This window comes from Streptomyces sp. NBC_01508 (assembly GCF_045040315.1).
In the GTDB taxonomy this organism is placed as follows: domain Bacteria; phylum Actinomycetota; class Actinomycetes; order Streptomycetales; family Streptomycetaceae; genus Streptomyces.
This window is the reverse complement of record NZ_CP109419.1, coordinates 7,845,839-7,864,833: the sequence shown is the minus strand read 5'-3', so window position 1 is coordinate 7,864,833 and position 18,995 is coordinate 7,845,839. Positions and strand designations below refer to the sequence as shown.

The following is an 18,995-nucleotide window of genomic DNA, read 5'->3' as shown; positions in this document are numbered from 1 at the left end:
CCTCACGCTCCCTCGTCCGCGCGGCCGGCACCGTCTCCCGGTTCCGTGGGGTGGCCGATCGTGGCGAGCACGTGCTGGATGATCTCGTCCGCCACGACCTCACGGGGCAGCGCTCCGCCGCCGCGGGCCCAGTGCGCCATCAGCTCGTTGATGGCGCCGATCAGGGCGACCATCGCCAGGGTGTGGTCACGTGGCACGGCCTCGCCCCGTCCGACGGCGCGGTCCGTCTCGCCGATCAGGAAGTCCGTCCACAGGCTGCGCCAGACCACCCGGTGTTCCTCCACGGCGCGGTTCACGCCGATCACCTCGACGAAGGCGATCCGCGCGGACGCGACGTCGGCGGTCACCGCGCCGACGTACGCGCGGACCAGTGCGGTCACCCGGGTCCGGGTGTCGGCAGCGTCGATCACGGGATCGCCGAGGACCGCCAGTGTCGCCTCCATGCCGGCCCGCGCGACCTGGTTGTGCAGCGCGATCAGCAGGGCTTCGCGCCCCTCGAACTCCTGGTAGAACGCGCGGATCGACACATGCGCGGTGGCGCAGATCCGCTCGATCGACGTGGCCACGTAGCCGCGTGTCGTGAAGAGGTCGGTCGCCGTCGTCAGCAGCCGCTCGCGGCGCAGCGCCCTGCGTTGGTGTCCGGTGCCGAGTTCCGCCCCGTGGACACCACCCACCCCCTTGCCGCCGTCCGTACTGTCCGTATCGCCTGCGGGGTCACCTGTGGGTTCCATCCGCTCTCCCCGAATCACGCCGTGCCCGATTCACGCCACGCACCCATGGCGGAGTCACCGGTAAGAGTGCTTATCGAGCATGGCACGCGCCGGGCGCCCGCCGGTCGGGTTTCGGCGAATTCCCGGAGGTCGTACGGAATCCCGTAACACCCGCCACACCCACCTCACCGGCCACATCGCCCGCGCCGTACCACCGGTCCCCCGCGCTCGCCCGATAGCCCGAGTGGCGGCAGCATCCGGTTCTCGGCGTGCGCTGACAACTCATCACTTCTAGCGTCGGGATCACTGTGTGGTGCGTTCGGTATTTCCCGCCGTGACGCCTCCGCCCATCACGGACGATACGAACGATCACGAGTGGGAGATCCGATGCGCACGATAGGTACGGCCTCGGCGGCGGTCGCGGGCGCCGCGGCTCTCGTTCTCGGGGCGGGGTGGCCCGCGTTCGCGGGCGACGAGGCCGAATTCGACTACAGCGTCTCCCCCGAGGCGATCGAGCCCGGCGGCGAGGTGGAGATCCGGACCACCGGCTGCCAGGTGCCCACCGTGACGGTCTCGTCGGGCGTCTTCGAAACCGTCACCCTCAACGAGGGTGAGGCGAAGTCGGCCAGGGTCTTCGAGGACGTGAAGCCGGAGGCCGAGTACGAGATCACCTTCGACTGCGCCGGTGTCATCCGCTCGGTGCCGCTGATGATCAAGCCCGGTAAGCCCGGTAAGCCCGAGAAACCGGCCAAGCCCGGTAAGCCTCCGATGCCCTGGGAACCGCCCCGGCCGGAGCACCCGGAGCCCCCGGAGCAGCGGCCTCACGAGCCCCACGAGGACACCGCGCACAAGGGCGTGAAGGCCGGCATCGGCGGCAGCACCGACGGCGGGCCGAACACGGCGGGGCTGGCGGTCGGAGCCGCGGTCATCGCGGTCGCGGTCGGCGGCGGCGTCCGGCTCGTCCGCCGCCGGCCGGTGAACGGCCGGTGAACGGCTCCTGACCACATCCCCACCCGTGGGTACGGCCGCGCCTCGCCGCGCGGCCCTACCCACGGGCCCAACCCCGGCGCCGGACGGTGCGTGATGACGGAAACGGAAAGGCTCCGGGCCTCCCGGTGGTCGACGGTCGTACTGCTCCTGCTCGTCGGCGTCTTCGTGGTGCGGATCAGCGGCGAGGGGCAGCTCGTACTCCCGCCGCAGCCCGCGGGCGCGGGGTCGGCCGTGCGCGACGCCGGGCCGGACGACGCGGCGGCGGACGGCGTCCCGATGCCCCGGCCGGCCGGTGAGGCGGCGAGGGCCGCGCCCCCGCTGCCGGGCTCCACCGCGACCCGGATCCGTATCCCCTCGGTACGCGTCGACGCGCCACTGACACGGGTGGCGCTGGACACCCAGGGCTGGATCGACGCGCCCCCGGCCGACCGGCCCGAACTGGCGGGCCACTTCCGGGGTTCGGTGACACCCGGCGAACAGGGCACCTCGGTGATCGTGGGCCATGTAGACACCGCCGAAGGACCCGCCGTCTTCTACGACTTGGGCCGTCTCGCCAAGGACAGCCGCGTCGAGGTGACACGCGCCGACGGCACCACGGCCGTGTTCACCGTCTACGGCGTCGAGGCCTTCACCAAGCGCGACTTCCCTGCCACGGGCGTCTACCGCCCGACAGGGGCGCCGGAACTGCGGCTGATCACCTGCGGCGGGGCGTTCACCGAGAAGACCGGCTACCAGGGCAACATCGTCGCCTTCGCCCGGCTCACCGAGACCCGGAAGGCGGCCTGATCGCCGATCGCCCGCCGGCCGCGCCCGCAAACCCGGTTGCGGTACCGGCGGCACGCCGCTGAAGTGTGCGGATGGACACTGAAGCCGTACGCGCGCTGTTCGACCACCAGATGCGCAGGCAGGCCCCGGCCGACGGCCCGGGGGTCGTGGTCGAGCGGGTGGGTGCCGTGGTCCGCCAGACGAGCACCGTCGACGGACCGGCCGCGACGTCGGGCGGGGCGACGGCCGGGGCACCGGGCGGGGCATCGGACGGCGGCTGGAACGGTGTCCTGTGGTCGGATCTGGACGCCGAATCGGCGGATGCCGCGATCGCCGCGCAGATACGTCATTTCACCTCCCTGGGCCGTGAGTTCGAGTGGAAGGTCTACTCGCACGACGCACCCCACGACCTCGCGCCACGGCTGGCGGCGGCCGGGTTCACCCCCGAGCCCCCGGAGACGCTGATGGTCGCCGAGGCCGCCGGTCTGCCGACCGATGTCGCGCTGCCCGAGGGGGTGCGGCTGGTCGCGGTGACGGACGCGGCGGGGGTGGAGCTGATGGCCGAGGTCCACGCGCAGGCTTTCGGTACGGACGCTACCCACACCCGGGAGCGGCTGCTGGCCCAGCTCGCCGCCGCTCCGGGGAGTGTCGCGGCCGGTGTCGCCATGGCCGGTGACGTGCCCGTGAGCGCGGCCCGGATGGAACTGCCGACCGGCACGGAGTTCGCCGGTCTGTGGGGCGGCGGCACCGTCCCCGCCTGGCGCGGCCGGGGCCTCTACCGCGCGCTGGTCGCCTTCCGTACCCGTCTGGCCGCCGAGCGGGGCTACCGCTATCTCCAGGTCGACGCGTCGAGCCAAAGCCGCCCGATTCTGCGGCGGCTGGGCTTCGAGGAGCTGAGCACGACCACACCGTACGTCTACACGCCTCGGGCGTCGTCCCCCTTGGAGTGACTGGAGTGACTGGAGTGACGGGAGTGCTGGGAGCGCTCCGGTCCTCCGGAGTGCCCCGGGCCTCGGAATGCCGTCCCGGCCCACGACGTCACACGTCGCGGCGGCGCAGTGCCCCGGCGGCCACCAGGAGCAGCGCCGCCGTGCAGCCGGTGACCAGCCACAGCGACGGCCAGGGCCCCAGGCTGCCGACCGTCTCGGCCGTCGCGTCCGAGGTCTGGGTCAGTTTCTCCAGTGCGGCGGTCGGCGAGAGGCCGGCGATCCAGCGCCGCGCGTCCCCGAAGAGCGGGCCGAACAGGGACGGCAGCAGAAGCAGGCCGACGACCGTGGTGACGGCGCCCGCGGAGTGCCGCACGAGCGTGCCGACGGCCAGGCCCAGCAGTCCCGCGACGGCGAAGGAGCCCGCGATGCCGAAGAGGGCCGGCAGGGGGTCCCCGGCCGCGTAGCGGTCGGCGAGGAGCAGGTCGCCGGCCAGCAGGGCGAGCGTGCAGGAGACCAGCGCGACCACGTACATCAGACCGGCGACGAGTGTCGCCTTGGCGGCGACGACCGTACCCCGGCGCGGGTTGGCCGCGAGGGTGGTACGGATGGTGCCGCTGCCGTACTCGCCGGTCACGGTCATCGCGCCGACGACGGCGGCGAGCAACTGCGCGACGACGGCCAGGGTGAGACTGCCGCCGATGACCGTGTCGTCGTCCTGAAGGCTCCCGGTCGCCGCGACGAACACCGCTCCGGCGACGGGGACCACGGCGGTGGCGACCGTCGTCCACACCGTGGAACGCACGCTGCGGAACTTGATCCACTCGGCGGCGAGGGCCTGCCGGAATCCGGCCCGCGCGGTGGGGCTGTCGTTCGTCATCGACGTGCCTGCCTTCCGTTCGTGGACCCGCCGGCGCGGTACTCGGCCGAGTCGCCCGCCAGCGCCGTGTAGACCTCCTCCAACGTGGAGTGGGCCGGGGTGAGTTCGTGGACGGCGAGGGCGTGGTCGCGTGCCAGGTCGCCGATGGCCGTGGCATCGGCCCCGTCGACCCGCCAGCCGCCGCCGGGGTCCAGCCGCACACCCCATCCCCTGGCCTCCAGCAGTGCCCGCAGCTTCTCCGGTTCCGGGGAGCGTACGAGCGTGTGGGACCGGGAGTTGGTGCGGATGAAGTCGCGCATCGTGGTGTCGGCGATGAGCCTGCCGCGGCCGATCACGATCAGATGGTCCGCGGTCAGTTCCATCTCGCTCATCAGATGGCTGGAGAGGAAGACCGTACGGCCTTGCGCGGCAAGGGATTTCATCAGTCCACGAATCCAGCGGATGCCCTCGGTGTCGAGTCCGTTGACCGGTTCGTCCAGGATGAGCACCTCGGGGTCACCGATCAGCGCCGCCGCGATGCCGAGCCGCTGGCCCATCCCGAGCGAGAAGCCCTCGGTCCGGGTACGGGCGGTGTCGGCGGGCAGGCCGACGAGGTCGAGGACGTCGTCGACCCGGTGGCGCGCGATGCCGTTGCTCGCGGCGAGGGCGGCGAGATGCTGGTACGCGGACCGGCCGCCGTGCACGCCCCTGGCGTCCAGGAGCGAGCCGACGATACGCAGCGGAGCCGGGTGGTCCCGGTAGCGCCTGCCATTGACGGTGACGCGGCCGGCGGTGGGCCTGTCGAGCCCGAGGATCAGTCGCACGGTGGTCGACTTGCCCGCGCCGTTCGGGCCGAGAAAGCCGGTGACCCTGCCGGGCCGTACGGTGAACGACAGCTTGTCGACGGCGTTCCCGCCGCCGTACCGCTTGGTGAGTTCCGTCGCTTCGATCATGCCGTCGACGCTACGGAGCGGGGCGCCGGCCGGCATCCGTCACCCGGAGTCGGTGGCTGCTCCCGAGGGAGTAGCCGGGCGCCGCGCGGCACGGGCGCCGGCGCTCCCCCGCCCGCACCAGACCGGTTTCGTAGGCGAGGACCACGAGTTGCGCCCTGTCGCGTGCCCCGAGTTTGGTCATGGCCCGGCTGACGTGGGTCTTGGCCGTCAGCGGGCTCATGAGCAGTTCCGCCCCGATCTCGGCGTTGCCGAGGCCGGCGGCGACCAGCGCCACGACCTCACGCTCCCGGGCGGTGAGCGCGGCCAGCCGCTCCGCCCCGAGGGCCTCGGGCGCCTTGAGTCTGGCGAACTCCTCGACGACGGAGCGGGTGACGGCCGGCGCCAGCAGGCCCTGTCCGGCGGCGACGGTACGGATCGCCGCCCGCAGCTCGTCGGGCTCGATGTCCTTGAGCAGAAAGCCGGCCGCGCCGTGCCGCAGCGCCTCGAAGATGTACGAGTCGATCTGGTAGGTGGTGAGCATGACGACCCGGGTCCGGTCCAGGGCGCGGTCCGCGGCGATGCGGCGGGTGGCCTCGATGCCGTCGACGCCGGGCATCCGGATGTCCATGAGCACGACGTCCGGCCGGGTGGTACGTACGGCCTCCACCGCCCTGGCCCCGTCGGCCGCCTCGGCGACCACGACGAGGTCGTCGGTGAGATCGAGCAGCGCGCGAAAGCCCGCGCGTACGACGCTCTGGTCGTCCGCCAGCACCACCCGCACGGTCATGACGGCGCCTGTGACCGGTCGGGGCGCTGTCCGGCTGGCAGCCAGGCGCGTACGAGGAAACCGCCGCCCGGCACCGGGCCGTACTCGACGCCGCCGCCCGCCGCGGCCACCCGCTCCCGCATCCCGATCAGTCCGAAGCCGGCACCCGGTCCGGCGCCCTCGCCGCCTCCGGACCCGCCGCCGACCGCTCCCCCGCGCTCCGCGTCGTTCGCGATCTCGACGGTCAGCCGGTCGTCGCGGCGGACGACGGAGACCGCGGCACGCCGGGCTCCCGAGTGTCTGACCACATTGGTCAGGGCCTCCTGCACGATGCGGTGGACGGCGAGTTGGGACATCGGCGACAGCCCGTCGAGGTCCCCCTCCCGCCGCATCACCAGCTCGACGCCGCCGCCCTCGAACCGCTCGATCAGCTCGCCGAGTCGGTCGATCCCGGGCACCGGGGCCGTCGGCTCGTCGTCCCCCTCGCGAAGCACCGTGACCGTGGCCCGCAGCTCCCGGACGGCTTCCTTGCCCGAGTCACGCACCTGTCGCATCGCCCTCCTGGAGACCTCCGGCCGCACGTCGAGCGCGTCCAGGGCCACACCCGCCTGCACGGTCATCGCGGTCACCGTGTGGGCGACGATGTCGTGCAACTCCCGGGCGATACGTACCCGTTCCTCGTGGACCCGACGCGCCGCCTCCCGCTCGCGGTCCTCCTCCGCGCGGGCCGCCCTGGCCTCGTACACGCGCAGCAACTCCCGCCGCGTACGCACCGCTTCACCGAGCAGCAGGGGTACCAGCGGCCAGACCATCTCCAGCACCGGCAGCCCCTGCGGATTGGCCACGTCGTGCCCCACCCGCAGCGCGACGGCCCCCGAGGCGGCGGCGGCCACGGCCCCGGTCCACACCGTGCGCCGCCGGTCGCCGAGGACCGCCACCGTGTACAGCGCCACGATCACCGGCAGATTCAGCAGCTCCCCGATGTGCCCGTACAGGGCCCATCCCGCGCAGGCGGCTCCCGTGACCGTGACGACGAGCATGGGCCTTCGGCGCCGCACGACCAGCGCCAGGACCGAGACGGCGAGGAGCAGCCAGGTGAACCGGTCGGCCTGCCGGTAGTCGGGATCGTTCACAGCGGCGTCGGACGCGGTGAACAGGCCGACGGCCGCCGCCGCCAGCAGATCGGCGGTGAGCGGCGGCAGCGTCCTGGAACGGGCCCGCAGGTGTTCGAAGGTCATCACCCGGTTCACGCCGTTCACGCTAGGCGGCTCCGTCGTACTCCGCATACACCCGTGGGAGTAGCCGCCCGGTGAAGAACGGGAGAATATTCCCCGATCACGGCTCTGGAAATTTTCTCCGGCGGCCCGCGGGCGATTTTCCGGTGCGCCGACCGGGATCGCCAAGACGTCCCGTACTCGGCCGCATGCACCGTGCTACTGTAGACACCAGTTGCAGTTGTGGTTCCCGAAGACTTCAAGTGCTCTCGCTGACTTTATGTGTCGGTGAGCGCGCTTTTGTATTTCCGGTGCTTTTCCGGACGGGGTAATCATCTAAGGCGACGCGGGGTTCGCACAGTGCGAGCCCCCGGGCAGCATTGCCCTGAAGGAGATCAAAATGGCTAGTGGCACCGTCAAGTGGTTCAACGCGGAAAAGGGTTTCGGCTTCATCGAGCAGGACGGCGGCGGCGCTGACGTCTTCGCCCACTACTCGAACATCGCCGCCCAGGGCTTCCGTGAGCTGCAGGAGGGCCAGAAGGTGAACTTCGACGTCACGCAGGGCCAGAAGGGCCCGCAGGCGGAGAACATCGTTCCCGCCTGACGCTGAGGCGTAAGACGTAGCTGGGGCTGGCCCGCACCTCGCGTGCGGGCCGGTCCCGGCTATGTTGCTTTTTCTCCGGGGCCCGCCCGGTGCGCGTGACACATTGGAGTGTGGCGCGGGACCAGGTTTCTCCTCGCTGTCCTGACGGCCGGCCGACAGATCTTCACCGATGTCGGCCCCGCACCGGACTGCCGGGCCCCCACACGTAGGCGACCCCGGTCGCCCGTGCTCGGTCTGTTCCGAGAATTTCCACGTGCCGGTTCCGGCGTTTCACGCCCCGGCGCGGCTCTGTTTTCTGTTTTCCCCCGGCTCGTTCTTGCGATTCTTTGCGCGGTCATTCTGCCCAAGAGTTCCTCGATACGTGCCGCATCGAGAGAGGTTCAGCATGAACCGCACGCCTCGCACGAACGACCGTTACTCACGTACCCGCTCCGGCGGCCCCGGCGCCTCCGGCGGTGGCGGCAGCCGCTTCCGCCCGCAGTCGTCCGGCTCGGGCCGCTCGGGTTCCTCCGGCCGGTCGGGCGGTGGCTACGGCCGTCGCCCCTCCGCCGTGCACGGCGAGTTCGCCCTGCCGGTCACCATCACCCCCGCCCTGCCCGCCGTGGCGACCTTCGCCGAGCTGGACATGCCCTCGCCGGTCATGACGACGCTCACCGGCCTCGGCATGAGCGAGCCGTTCCCGATCCAGGCGGCGACGCTGCCGAACTCGCTCGCGGGACGCGACGTCCTCGGCCGGGGCCGTACCGGCTCCGGCAAGACCCTCGCGTTCGGCCTGGCGCTCCTCGTCCGCACCGCCGGACAGCGCGCCCAGCCGAAGCAGCCGCTGGCGCTCGTGCTCGTACCCACCCGTGAGCTGGCGCAGCAGGTCACCGACGCGCTGACCCCCTACGCCCGCTCGCTGAAGCTGCGGCTCACCACCGTCGTCGGCGGTATGTCGATCGGCCGCCAGGCCGGCGCGCTGCGCGGCGGCGCGGAGGTCGTCGTCGCGACCCCGGGCCGGCTCAAGGACCTCATCGAGCGGGGCGACTGCCGGCTGGACCGGGTCGCCATCACCGTCCTCGACGAGGCCGACCAGATGGCCGACATGGGCTTCATGCCGCAGGTGACCGAACTGCTCGACCAGGTACGGCCCGAGGGCCAGCGGATGCTGTTCTCGGCGACGCTGGACCGCAACGTCGACCTGCTGGTCCGCCGCTATCTGAACGACCCGGTGGTGCACTCCGTCGACGCCGCCGTCGGCACGGTCACCACCATGGAGCACCACGTCCTGCATGTGCAGAACGCCGACAAGTACGCGACCACCACGGAGATCGCGGCGCGCGACGGCCGGGTGCTGATGTTCCTGGACACCAAGCACGCCGTCGACCGGCTGACCGAGCACCTGCTGAACAGCGGTGTACGGGCCGCCGCGCTGCACGGTGGCAAGTCCCAGCCGCAGCGCACCCGCACGCTCGCCCGGTTCAAGACGGGGCATGTCACGGTGCTCGTGGCGACGAACGTCGCGGCGCGCGGCATTCACATCGACAATCTCGACCTCGTCGTGAACGTCGACCCGCCGAGCGACCACAAGGACTATCTGCACCGTGGCGGGCGTACCGCCCGCGCCGGGGAGTCCGGCAGCGTCGTCACGCTCGTCCTGCCCAACCAGCGTCGCGAGATGACGCGTCTGATGGCCGACGCGGGGATCGTGCCGCAGGTCGCGCAGGTCCGTTCCGGCGAGGCTGAGCTGAGCCGGATCACCGGGGCGCAGGCGCCCTCGGGGATTCCCGTGGTCATCTCCACGCCCGTCGCGGAGCGCGCCAAGGGCGGCGGTTCGGGCAGCCGTGGCCGCGGCCGTCCGGCTCAGGGCCGCAGGTCGTCGGGGACCGGTGGCGGGCAGGGCCGCTCGGGCGGCGCGCGTCAGTCGTCGTCGCGCAGCTGGTCCGCGTAGCCGGACAGGGCCGCCACGGCGGTCCGCATACGGAGAGGACCCCGTCACCGACTGGTGACGGGGTCCTCTGCGTGTGCGCTGTCCGCGCCGTTCGCTCAGTTCTGCGCGGGGGTGCCGAGCATCGCCGACGCCGTCTCCAGCGGGCTGGGCTCCACCACCGGGGCGGGGGCGGGGACGCTGCGGCACGTGAAGCCGAGACGGGTCAGCGCGCGGGTGACCTCGGAGGAGGAGAAGTCACGGCGGTCCTGGCGCGTGATGATTTCGCCCACCTGCTTCACCGGGTACGTACGGCGGCTGATGACCACGGACTCGCCCGTGATTGGTTCGGGCTTGATGCCCTTCATCGCCAGCTGCACCTCGCTCTTGACCAGTTCGAAGGGGAAGCGGGCGATGACGCAGCGCATAGTGCCTCGGCAGGGAGAAGGGGGAAGATTCGGAGTCTCCAGCATCCCACATGAAACCCCGGCCCGGAAGCGAAACCTCCTCCGCCAGCCCGGGCAAATGTTCGCGGAGCATAAGGACGGGCCGGAATCCGATTTCCGGAAATGGGCATGGAAAATGCCGGTCGGCGGTGAATCCGCCGGGGGAATCCGGCCGGGGATCCGGATCCGGTAGGTGATCAGGGCGGAAAACCGGGCAGGTCACATGGGTGGGGCACGAAGCCCACCCCGTACCGCGGGGGCCGTCGACGCCAGGAGTTCGCATGACCGCGTACGTCATCACCGTCCCGGGCACTTTCCTGCGCACGCTCGACGCGGACTCCCGCGCGGCGCTGCTGCGCGGGCTGCGGCCCGCGGACCCGCAGCACACGGCTCTGGGTGAGGCCGAGGACCTGGACATGCTGACGGTCAACGAGGGTGGCACCTTCAGTATCCGGCTGGAGATCGAGGCCGACAACAAGCGGAGCGCCGTGGCGGAGGCGAAGCGGGTGGCGGGTGCCGCGCTCGGCGAGGCGGGGTTCTCGGCGGACGAGGCGCCGCTGGGGTCGGCGTTCGTCACCGGCATCGACAGCTCGTACTGACGCCGGGGCCGCGAGGGGTCGCGGGGGTGGGTGCGGTCACTCAGGACGCGGACGAGCCGACTTCTTCGACCACGGCGCCGTCCAGGGCGGCTCGTACGAGGGCCGCGGCCAGGGTCGCGGGGCCCGCGTCGCCGGCCAGGCGGGCGAGCGTCGCCGTGTCGGGGCCGAGGCCCAGGCGTTCGGCGCCGCGCAGCGCCTTGGTGTCGAAGTAGGGCGCCACTTCCGGCCAGACGGCCTGTGCCTCGCGCAGGAAGATGTCCGCCCCGACGGGGCCGATCCCCGGCACGTCCTGGAGCAGATGGCGCAGCACCATCACGTCGCCGTCGGCCTCGGCGCGCATCCGTCGCAGGTCGCCGTGCCACCGCCGGATCAACAGCTCGGCGCCGTCGCCGAGCCGGGTCGCGGTGCTCTCGTCGTAGCGCCGGTAGCCGCCCCGGCCGAGTATGTCGACGCGCCGCTGCCAGGTCGCCCCGGCCATGCGGCGCGGGTCGCGCAGGCCCGCCTCGCCGAGGGCGCGCGCCGTGGCGACGGCGACGGCGGCGCGGATGGGGGCGCTCAACAGGAGGGTGAGGACGAGGAGTTGGTAGAGGGGCTGCGGCGTGTCACGCAGCCTGATGCCGGCGTCTGCGGCATAGGTGCGGCCGTGGGAGCGCAGCAGCGCGTCCACGACGGCTTGCCGGTTCATCGAAATCGCAGGGGGGTCGTGCGCCCGCCGCGCGGCGGGCCGGTGTTGGTACGGCCCACGGGGCGCGGGGTCCCGTAGGCGCGGCGCCGGGCGGAGCGGCGTACGGCTTCGGTACGGGCCCTGGCGATGTCGGCGCGGGTCTGGGCGGCGCGGATCGCCTCGGCGCGGACTTCCTCGGGGCTGAGGCCGTCGTCCGGGCCGAGGTCGCTCTCCGCTCCGGAGGCAGGCTGCCGGGTGTCCTCAATCGGGGCGTCCTGCGGCGGGGCGTCCGGCTCGCCCTCCGTCGGCCGGGGGGGCTGGAGATGTGGCAGCAGGAGTTCTTCCATGCGTCCGAGCGCCACCATGACGAACAGCATCAGCGCCGGAAACACGAGGGATATCAGTACGGTCGGCAGCAGCCCCATAAACCCAGTCCCTTTCTCTTCCCGGCCTGAGCAGCGCCGGATTGAGCGGTGCCGGCCAGAAGGGCGCCGGCCTGAGATGCGCATGGAACACGCAGGGCAGTCGTTCACGGGGCCGTGCTTGGCTCACGTATGCCGGGCGGGTACCACGTCTGTTGGAGTTCACACTGACGTGCCTGATTCGCACTCTCGACGAGCCTATGGCGTCCGCGCGGACCCCGCTCGTCGGCTCCCGTACGGCCGAACACAAGTTGACAGACGGTACGCAGACCTTGCCGCGCAAGGGCGGCGGGTCAGGCGGTGCCGAGCGGTTGTTCCGTCCAGATGACCTTGCCCTGGGCGCTGTAGCGGGTTCCCCAGCGCTCCGCGAACTGTGCGACGAGGAAGAGCCCGCGGCCCCCCTCGTCGGTGCCCGCCGCCTGCCGCAGGTGGGGCGAGGTGCTGCTGTGGTCGGAGACCTCGCAGATCAGGCTGCGGTCACGGATCAGCCGTACCCGGATGGGTCCGGAGGCGTAGCGGATCGCGTTGGTGACCAGTTCGCTGAGGATCAGCTCGGTGGTGAACGCCTCTTCGACCAGGCCCCACTGCGTCAGCTTGCGCGTGACGTCGGCCCGCAGTCTGCCCACCGCCGCGGGGTCGGCGGGGATCTCCCAGTCGGCGACGTGCGCGCCGTCCAGCACGCGGGTGCTCGCGACCAGCAGGGCGGTGTCGTCGCGCGGGTGTTCGGGCAGCAGTGTCCGCAGGACCGCGTCGCACGCCTGCTCCGGGGTCCGGTCGGCCTGGGCTGCGAGCGTACGGCGCAGCAGGTCCAGGCCCTCGTCGATGTCGCGGTGCCGGTCCTCGACGAGTCCGTCGGTGTACAGCGCCAGCCGGCTGTTCTCGGGCAGATGGACCTCAAGGGTCTCGAAGGGCAGTCCGCCGAGGCCCAGCGGTGGGCCGCCGGGCACGTCGGCGAAGACCGCCGTGCCGTCGTCGTGGATGAGGACGGGCTGGAGGTGACCAGCCCGCGCCATGGTGCAGTTCCCGGACACCGGGTCGTAGATCGCGTACAGGCAGGTGGCGCCGGTGACCGCGCCGTCGGCCCCGTCGGCGGCCTCGTCCTGGTCGATCCGGGCCACCAGTTCGTCCAGATGGAACAGCAGCTCGTCGGGCGGCAGGTCCAGGGTGGAGAAGTTGTGGACCGCGGTGCGCAGCCGGCCCATGGTGGCGGCGGCGTGCAGGCCGTGGCCGACGACGTCACCGACGACCAGTGCCACGCGGGCGCCGGGCAGCGGGATGATGTCGAACCAGTCGCCGCCGACGCCGCCGAGCCCGCCGAGTCCGGCCTGGGCGGGCAGATACCGGTAGGCGACGTCGATGGCGTTCTGGTCGGGGAGGCCGCGTGGGAGCAGGCTGCGCTGCAGGGTGACGGCCATGGTGTGCTCGCGGGTGTAGCGGCGGGCGTTGTCGACGCTGACCGCCGCCCTGGCGACCATCTCCTCGGCGACGGACAGATCCTCGCCCTCGAACGCGTCGGGCTGCGCGGAGCGCCAGAAGGTGGCGACGCCGAGGATGACGCCCCGCGCCCGCATCGGAACGGTGATCATCGAGTGCATGCCGTCTTCGCCGACCAGCTTCCTGGCGCGTTCGGGGGTCTGTCTGTGCCAGCCGGAGAACGCGCCGAGATCCTCGATGCGGATCGCCTCGCCGTTCACGATGGCGTCGCTCACGGGGGTGGACGGCCTGAAGTGGATCAGTTCGCCGAGCGGGTAGAGCGAGGTCTCCTCGTCCCGGCCGCTGAAGGCGGTACGGCGCATGTCCATCACCACGGTGGTCGGCTCCTCGCCCCGCAGGACGGCCTCGGCCACGTCGACGGTCGCGAAGTCGGCGAAGTGGGCGGCGGCGAACTCGGTCAGCTCCTCACAGGTGCGGACCACGTCCAGGGTCGTACCGATCTCCGTACCGGCGTCGTACAGCAGGCGCAGGCGTCCGCGGGCCACGTCGGCCTTTCCGGTGAGCGTCTGGAGCTCGGTGGTGTCACGCAGGGTGGTCACGCTGCCGGGCGGGCCGCCGTCCTGGTCGGTGGGCCGCTGGCTGATGGCGAGCAGCCGCTCGCCGACGGGGTGGACCTCGTCGGTCGCCGTGCGGCCGGACGCCAGCAGCTTCCCGGTGGCCGGGTTCAGGCCCAGGTCGGTGACCGGGCGGCCTTCGACGTCCGCCGGCAGGTCGAGGAGTCTGCGGGCCTCGTCGTTGGCGAGCAGCAGTCTGCCGTCGCCGCCGACGATGATCACCCCTTCGCGTACGGCGTGCAGAACCGCGTCGTGGTGCTCGTACATCCGGGTCATCTCGGCGGGTCCCAGCCCGTGCGTCTGGCGGCGCAGCCGGCTGCTCACCAGGGCCGTACCGCCCATGGTCAGGAGCAGCACGCCGCCCGCGGCGCCGAACAGGAGCGGGAACTGGTCCTCCACGACCGAGCTGACGCGTTTGATGGTGATGCCCGCGGACACCATCCCGACCACTTTGCCGCTCGCGTCGAAGATGGGTACGACCGCCTGCACGAGGGGGCCGATGGTGCCGGTGATCTTCTCGGTGATGACACGCCCTTCCAGGGCGGGCTTCAGATTGCCGATGAACTTCTTGCCGATCCGGTCGGGAATCGGGTGGGTGTAGCGGATTCCGTCGGTGTTGAGGACGACGATGAAGTCCACGCCGGAGCGCTCCCTGGCCAGCTCGGCCGGTCTGCGCAGGACTTCGGCGGGGTTGGGGTTCTTCAGCGCCGCCTGGATGCCCGGTGAGTTCGCGAAGGTCTCGGCCACGGCGACGGAGCGGTTGCGGGCCTCGCGTTCGCTGCCCGCGCGGCCCTGGAGTACGAGCGCGGCGGAGGCGGCGGCGACGAGCAGTACGACGATCGCCACCTGAAGGAGAAAGACCTGGCCTGCGACTGTTCTCATCTTCAGAACCGAGCGCGGGCGGCCGTCGCGTCCGGCCATGCCCTCTTTGTACACCCCTCTCAGGGGGTGGGCGAGCCGCGCGTACGTACGCGGTCTTGACCCCCGCACGTCGCCGCATGAACCATTCTGCGGGTCCGGGAGTGAAGGGGAGTGACGCGAGTGTCCACGGAGGTGTCCACTGATGTGTCCACGGAGATGTCCGCGCGCCCCCACGCGTCCGCGTCCGCACAGGTGTCCATGGATCCGGTCCGGCCGGTCCACAGATCATGGAGGTTCATCGGTGTCCCGTCGGTCCGTCCTCGCCACCGCGCTCGCCGCGGGTGCGCTGCTGCTGACCTGCCTCCCAAGTGCCGCCACAGAGCGGCCCGGCGACGACGGGCGGCCCGGTGACCACGAGCGGCTGACCATCGGCGCCCTGTCGACCCGGCCCGATGTGGTCACCGGCGGTGACGTCCTGGTGCGCGTCGGGGTCCCGCCGAGCGTCGACCCCGCCGACGTACGGATCACCCGCGACGGCACGGACGTCACGGCGGCGTTCACGGCGGCCGGCTCCGCGCCCGGGACCCTGACCGGCCTGGTGACGTCCCTGCGCGAGGGCCGCAACCGGCTCGTCGCGACCGTCCCCGGCCGGCCCGGCACGCGGGCGGCGCTCCAGGTACGCGACCATCCATCGACCGGTCCGGTCATCAGCGGGCCGCACGAGCGGCCCTTCGCGTGCGGTACGCGGTCGTTCAAGCTCGTCGACGGCTCCACCCCGGGGCCGCCGCTGGACGAGGACTGCTCGATCGCGACCCGGGTCGACCACGCGTACCGCTCCACGGACGGAGCCGTGAAGCCCCTGGCCGATCCGGCGAGCCGCCCCGCGGACCTCGCGACGACCACGACCAGCACCGGCGCGCGGGTGCCGTTCCTCATCCGTATCGAGACGGGCACGCTCAACCGGGGCGTGTACCAGATCTCCATGCTGGCCGACCCCGCCGCGCCGGAGCCGACCCGTGCGCGGCCCTCCGAGGGGTGGAACGGCCGGCTCATGTACACGTTCGGCGGCGGCTGCCGGGGCGGCTGGTACACCCAGGGCTCGGACACCGGGGGCGTACTGGACACCGAGATGCTGGGGCGCGGATACGCCGTCGCCTCGTCGTCCCTCAACGTCTTCGGCAACAACTGCAACGACCTGCTGGCGTCCGAGACCACGATGATGGTCAAGGAGCACTTCGTGGAGCGGTACGGCGTCCCGCGCTTCACCATCGGCTGGGGATGCTCCGGCGGGTCGTACCAGAGCTATCAGACCGCCGACAACTACCCCGGTCTGCTCGACGGCATCATCGTCGGGTGCAGCTTCCCCGACGTGACGTCGGCGACCAACACCACGCTGCTGGACTCCCGGCTGCTCGACCACTACTTCACCGCGACCGCGCCGGACGGGTTCAGCGCCGGGCAGCAGCGGGCGGTCGCCGGGTTCCGTGAGCGGGCGAGCATCCCGAATCTGAGCGACGGCGCGAAGCGCCTCGACCCGGACGCGGAGTTCCCGGCGGCCCTGCCCGAGGACCAGCGGTACGACGCGAGCGCCAACCCCGACGGGGCGCGCGGCACGGTCTTCGATCACACGGTGAACGTGTACGGCACCGACCGGCGCACCGGCGCCGCGCTGCGCCCGCTGGACAACGCCGGTGTGCAGTACGGCCTCGACGCGCTGAACGAGGGTGCGATCGACAAGAAGCAGTTCATCGACCTCAACTCCCGTGTCGGGGGCATCGACCGCGACGCCGAGTACACCGCGGGGCGGACGAAGGCCGACGTCAAGGCGACCGATGCGGCGTACGGTACGGGCCGCGTCCTGTGGGGCGGCGCCGGTCTGGCCACCACACCCGTCATCGACCACCGCTCGTACACCGACGATCTGCCCGGGGGCGACATCCACATGTCGGTGCACGGGTTCTCCACCCGCGCCCGGCTGATCGCGGCGAACGGCCACGCGGACAACCAGGTGATGCTCGCGGAGGACAACCGGCACGGTTTCAGTCTCAAGAGCCCCGCGCTGCGGTACGCCCTTACGGAGATGGACGCGTGGCTGACGTCGCTGACGTCGACTGCCGCGCGGACGCGGTGGACGGCGCGGGACGTCGTCGCGCAGAAACCGGCGGAGCTGACCGACGCGTGCTGGACCAAGGACGCGGAGCCCCGGAAGGTCGAGCAGCGACTGGGCTACGACAACCCCGGCGAATGCGGCGCGCTCTACCCGGCCTTCCCGACACCGAGGCTGGTCGCCGGAGCCCCGCTCGCGGACGATGTGATCGCGTGCCGGCGCAAGGCGGTGGATCCGGCCGACTACGCGGTGACGTTCAGCGGCGGTGAACTGCGGCAGTTGCGGGCGGCGTTCCCGGACGGAGTGTGCGACTGGAGCAGGGGCGGGCAGGGGCAGCGTCCGCTCACGGACACCTGGCAGTCGGTCGGGGACGGCGGGGGGCGGGCGCGGTGATCGAGGTCGCCGTACGGGCACAGGCGACGTCGGGTGAGGGACCCACGTGGGATCCGGCGACCGGCCGGCTGCTGTGGGTGGACATCCTCTCCGCGCGGATCCACACCTTCGACCCGGCCGACGGCCGCCGTACGGTCATGGCCACCGAGCAGCACGTCGGCGCCGCGCTCCCACGGGCCGGGGGCGGGCTGGTGGTCAACCTCCGGGACGGTATCGGTCTGTACGGCCCCGGCGGCGACTTCTCCTGGCTGGTGCGCGATCCTGTTCCCGGCCGCCGGGGCAACGACGCGGCCGTGGCGCCCGACGGCGCGCTGTGGGCGGGCAGCACGCGCTACGACGAGGGGCCGGGCGGCGGGGCGTTGATCCGGGTGACGGGTGCCGGTGGCGCCTCGGGGGCGTGCGCCGTCACCGGCACGCGGCCCGTCACCGTCGGCAACGGCACGGGCTGGAGCCCGGACGGGCGGACGATGTACCACGTCGACTCCCCCACCGGGCGCGTCGACCGGTTCCGTGCCGACTGCCACTCCCCCGGCGAACCGCTCGTCGACCAGGGCCCGTTGGCGACGATCGAGCCCGGTGCCGGGCAACCGGACGGGCTGACCGTCGACGCGGACGGCTGTGTGTGGGTGGTGCACGCGGCGACGGCGATCACCACCGCGGCGAGCGACCAGATCCCGTACACCAGCCACGAGCCGGCGATCGTCGTCGGGTAGGCATCGGGGACCGGGGAATCACGCACCGCCACCAACTCGGCCCACGCTCCCTGGGCAGGGCGTGCAGAAGCGAGGCTGTCCCGTGCTCGCGCTCGTTGAGAAGGGACGGCAGGACCAGCAGGAGCAGGGTGAGGCTGACGATCGTCGCCGCGGTGTGCCGGACCAGGGCGCCGAGGCCCATGCCGATGAGCGCGCAGACCGGCGCGAGCAGCGCCGACGCCACCATGACGCGCGTGGCGCCCGGATAGTCGAAGGGCAGTCCGACATGCCGGCGGGACAGGATCGCCTGGGTCACGGCGAACGAGGTCACGGCGGCGACGGCGCCGAAGACAGTGGTGACCGCCGTGACCACGACGGTCTTGGCGGCGAGCACCGAGCGGCGGGCCGGGACGGCGGCGAACGTCGTACGGATCTGGCCGGTGCCGTACTCCCCCACGACCGTCAGCGCGCCGATGCTCGCGGCGGCGATCAACTCACCCCGGCCGATGACGACGAGGTGGTCCGCGGTGTGCTCCATCTCGGTCATGAGATGACTGGAGACGAACACCGTGCGGCCCTCGGCGGCGAGCCGCCTGAACAGCCCGCGCGCCCACAACACCCCTTCCGGGTCAAGGCCGTTGATGGGCTCGTCGAACAGCAGCACCGGCGGATCGCCGAGCAGCGCGGCGGCGATGCCGAGCCGCTGCTTCATCGCGAGCGAGAACCCGCCGATACGGCGCCGGGCGGCGGCGGCCAGTCCCACCTCGTGCAGGACGTCGTCCACGCGTCGCTTCGGCAGTGCGTTGCCGCGGGCGAGTGCGCGCGGATGGGCGCGGGCGGTGCGCCCGCCGTGCACGTCGTGGGCGTCGAGCAGCGCGCCGACGTGCCGCAGCCCGCGCGGGCGGTCCCGGAACGGACGGCCGTCGATGGTGGCGGTGCCGGCGGTGGGCCGGTTCAGGCCGATGAGCATCCGCAGTGTGGTGCTCCGGCACCCTGCGCTGCCCGGATCCCGAGGCGTGGCCCACGTCCTCGGGCTGGATCCTGGCTCGGCGCGAGTGCGGGAAATCACCCAACTCCCCTTGTGTCCGCGT

General features: G+C 72.0%; 16 protein-coding genes and 2 pseudogenes. 8 read left to right on the top strand and 10 right to left on the bottom strand.

Going from position 1 to position 18,995, the window contains the following annotated elements; translation table 11 throughout:
* Positions 1–2: 2 nt before the first annotated feature.
* Positions 3–731, bottom strand: coding sequence for a TetR/AcrR family transcriptional regulator (locus tag OG700_RS36185; RefSeq protein WP_405621097.1), 729 nt, complete (start codon positions 729–731; stop codon positions 3–5).
* Positions 732–1,097: 366 nt separating this feature from the next.
* On the opposite strand from OG700_RS36185, the gene OG700_RS36180 reads away from it, so the two are divergent.
* The 3 genes from OG700_RS36180 to OG700_RS36170 all read left to right on the top strand — a co-directional run bounded on the left by OG700_RS36180 (position 1,098) and on the right by OG700_RS36170 (position 3,415).
* On the top strand, positions 1,098–1,700 hold the full coding sequence (locus OG700_RS36180) for a hypothetical protein (RefSeq protein WP_405621095.1): 603 nt from the start codon (positions 1,098–1,100) through the stop codon (positions 1,698–1,700).
* 93 nt (positions 1,701–1,793) lie between these two features.
* Positions 1,794–2,486, top strand: a complete 693-nt coding sequence (locus OG700_RS36175; RefSeq protein ID WP_405621093.1) for a class F sortase — start codon at positions 1,794–1,796, stop codon at positions 2,484–2,486.
* Positions 2,487–2,557: 71 nt separating this feature from the next.
* The gene (locus OG700_RS36170) at positions 2,558–3,415 is read left to right on the top strand and encodes a GNAT family N-acetyltransferase (RefSeq protein WP_405621091.1); all 858 of its coding nucleotides are present in this window, start codon (positions 2,558–2,560) and stop codon (positions 3,413–3,415) included.
* An 88-nt stretch (positions 3,416–3,503) separates the two neighbouring features.
* On the opposite strand, the gene OG700_RS36165 is transcribed toward OG700_RS36170, so the two are convergent.
* The 4 genes and pseudogenes from OG700_RS36165 to OG700_RS36150 all read right to left on the bottom strand — a co-directional run bounded on the left by OG700_RS36165 (position 3,504) and on the right by OG700_RS36150 (position 7,207).
* Positions 3,504–4,271 (bottom strand): ABC transporter permease subunit, encoded by a 768-nt coding sequence (locus OG700_RS36165; RefSeq protein WP_405621089.1) that lies wholly within the window; start codon positions 4,269–4,271, stop codon positions 3,504–3,506.
* The gene (locus OG700_RS36160) at positions 4,268–5,203 is read right to left on the bottom strand and encodes an ABC transporter ATP-binding protein (protein WP_405621087.1); all 936 of its coding nucleotides are present in this window, start codon (positions 5,201–5,203) and stop codon (positions 4,268–4,270) included. The genes OG700_RS36165 and OG700_RS36160 overlap by 4 nt, the downstream gene beginning before the upstream one ends.
* Positions 5,204–5,309: 106 nt before the next feature.
* Positions 5,310–5,969 (bottom strand): annotated as a pseudogene (locus tag OG700_RS36155) (response regulator); the annotation flags it as partial.
* Complete coding sequence (locus OG700_RS36150; protein WP_405621085.1) at positions 5,966–7,207, bottom strand: sensor histidine kinase; 1,242 nt, start codon at positions 7,205–7,207, stop codon at positions 5,966–5,968. The pseudogene OG700_RS36155 and the gene OG700_RS36150, both read right to left, overlap by 4 nt.
* Before the next feature lie 355 nt (positions 7,208–7,562).
* On the opposite strand from OG700_RS36150, the gene OG700_RS36145 reads away from it, so the two are divergent.
* Positions 7,563–7,766: a cold-shock protein gene (locus tag OG700_RS36145; protein WP_014061102.1), complete on the top strand. Its 204-nt coding sequence runs from the start codon at positions 7,563–7,565 to the stop codon at positions 7,764–7,766.
* Between the two features lie 385 nt (positions 7,767–8,151).
* Entirely contained in the window at positions 8,152–9,696 is a 1,545-nt protein-coding gene (locus tag OG700_RS36140) for a DEAD/DEAH box helicase (RefSeq protein WP_405621082.1), read from the top strand.
* Between the two features lie 95 nt (positions 9,697–9,791).
* Here the strand turns inward: OG700_RS36140 and OG700_RS36135 are convergent, their stop codons facing one another.
* Positions 9,792–10,100 carry an SCO5918 family protein gene (locus OG700_RS36135; protein WP_405621080.1) on the bottom strand — a complete coding sequence of 103 codons (309 nt, stop codon included), beginning with the start codon at positions 10,098–10,100 and terminating at the stop codon, positions 9,792–9,794.
* Between the two features lie 299 nt (positions 10,101–10,399).
* Between OG700_RS36135 and OG700_RS36130 the strand changes: the two genes are divergently transcribed.
* Positions 10,400–10,717 carry a hypothetical protein gene (locus tag OG700_RS36130; RefSeq protein WP_405621078.1) on the top strand — a complete coding sequence of 106 codons (318 nt, stop codon included), beginning with the start codon at positions 10,400–10,402 and terminating at the stop codon, positions 10,715–10,717.
* 40 nt (positions 10,718–10,757) lie between these two features.
* Here the strand turns inward: OG700_RS36130 and OG700_RS36125 are convergent, their stop codons facing one another.
* From OG700_RS36125 to OG700_RS36115, 3 genes are all read right to left on the bottom strand, one after another.
* Entirely contained in the window at positions 10,758–11,402 is a 645-nt protein-coding gene (locus OG700_RS36125) for an endonuclease (protein WP_405621076.1), read from the bottom strand.
* Positions 11,399–11,806, bottom strand: a complete 408-nt coding sequence (locus OG700_RS36120) for a hypothetical protein (protein WP_405621074.1) — start codon at positions 11,804–11,806, stop codon at positions 11,399–11,401. The genes OG700_RS36125 and OG700_RS36120 overlap by 4 nt, the downstream gene beginning before the upstream one ends.
* Positions 11,807–12,096: 290 nt before the next feature.
* Positions 12,097–14,772, bottom strand: a complete 2,676-nt coding sequence (locus OG700_RS36115) for a SpoIIE family protein phosphatase (RefSeq protein WP_405621072.1) — start codon at positions 14,770–14,772, stop codon at positions 12,097–12,099.
* Between the two features lie 241 nt (positions 14,773–15,013).
* On the opposite strand from OG700_RS36115, the gene OG700_RS36110 reads away from it, so the two are divergent.
* Together OG700_RS36110 and OG700_RS36105 are read left to right on the top strand one after the other, a co-directional pair.
* Entirely contained in the window at positions 15,014–17,212 is a 2,199-nt protein-coding gene (locus OG700_RS36110) for a DUF6351 family protein (protein ID WP_405621070.1), read from the top strand.
* The gene (locus OG700_RS36105) at positions 17,209–17,925 is read left to right on the top strand and encodes an SMP-30/gluconolactonase/LRE family protein (RefSeq protein ID WP_405621068.1); all 717 of its coding nucleotides are present in this window, start codon (positions 17,209–17,211) and stop codon (positions 17,923–17,925) included. The genes OG700_RS36110 and OG700_RS36105 overlap by 4 nt, the downstream gene beginning before the upstream one ends.
* Before the next feature lie 453 nt (positions 17,926–18,378).
* On the opposite strand, the pseudogene OG700_RS36100 reads toward OG700_RS36105, so the two are convergent.
* Positions 18,379–18,970 (bottom strand): annotated as a pseudogene (locus OG700_RS36100) (ATP-binding cassette domain-containing protein); the annotation flags it as partial.
* Positions 18,971–18,995 lie beyond the last annotated feature (25 nt).

Excerpts from the sequence above, each read along its gene's own strand:
- OG700_RS36185 (WP_405621097.1), bottom strand. The coding sequence starts at position 731 with ATGGAACCCACAGGTGACCCCGCAGGCGATACGGACAGTACGGACGGC.
- OG700_RS36140 (WP_405621082.1), top strand. The coding sequence starts at position 8,152 with ATGAACCGCACGCCTCGCACGAACGACCGTTACTCACGTACCCGCTCC.
- OG700_RS36130 (WP_405621078.1), top strand. The coding sequence starts at position 10,400 with ATGACCGCGTACGTCATCACCGTCCCGGGCACTTTCCTGCGCACGCTC.
- OG700_RS36125 (WP_405621076.1), bottom strand. The coding sequence starts at position 11,402 with ATGAACCGGCAAGCCGTCGTGGACGCGCTGCTGCGCTCCCACGGCCGC.
- OG700_RS36175 (WP_405621093.1), top strand. The coding sequence starts at position 1,794 with ATGACGGAAACGGAAAGGCTCCGGGCCTCCCGGTGGTCGACGGTCGTA.
- OG700_RS36165 (WP_405621089.1), bottom strand. The coding sequence starts at position 4,271 with ATGACGAACGACAGCCCCACCGCGCGGGCCGGATTCCGGCAGGCCCTC.
- OG700_RS36145 (WP_014061102.1), top strand. The coding sequence starts at position 7,563 with ATGGCTAGTGGCACCGTCAAGTGGTTCAACGCGGAAAAGGGTTTCGGC.
- OG700_RS36115 (WP_405621072.1), bottom strand. The coding sequence starts at position 14,772 with ATGGCCGGACGCGACGGCCGCCCGCGCTCGGTTCTGAAGATGAGAACA.
- OG700_RS36160 (WP_405621087.1), bottom strand. The coding sequence starts at position 5,203 with ATGATCGAAGCGACGGAACTCACCAAGCGGTACGGCGGCGGGAACGCC.
- OG700_RS36180 (WP_405621095.1), top strand. The coding sequence starts at position 1,098 with ATGCGCACGATAGGTACGGCCTCGGCGGCGGTCGCGGGCGCCGCGGCT.
- OG700_RS36135 (WP_405621080.1), bottom strand. The coding sequence starts at position 10,100 with ATGCGCTGCGTCATCGCCCGCTTCCCCTTCGAACTGGTCAAGAGCGAG.
- OG700_RS36120 (WP_405621074.1), bottom strand. The coding sequence starts at position 11,806 with ATGGGGCTGCTGCCGACCGTACTGATATCCCTCGTGTTTCCGGCGCTG.
- OG700_RS36170 (WP_405621091.1), top strand. The coding sequence starts at position 2,558 with ATGGACACTGAAGCCGTACGCGCGCTGTTCGACCACCAGATGCGCAGG.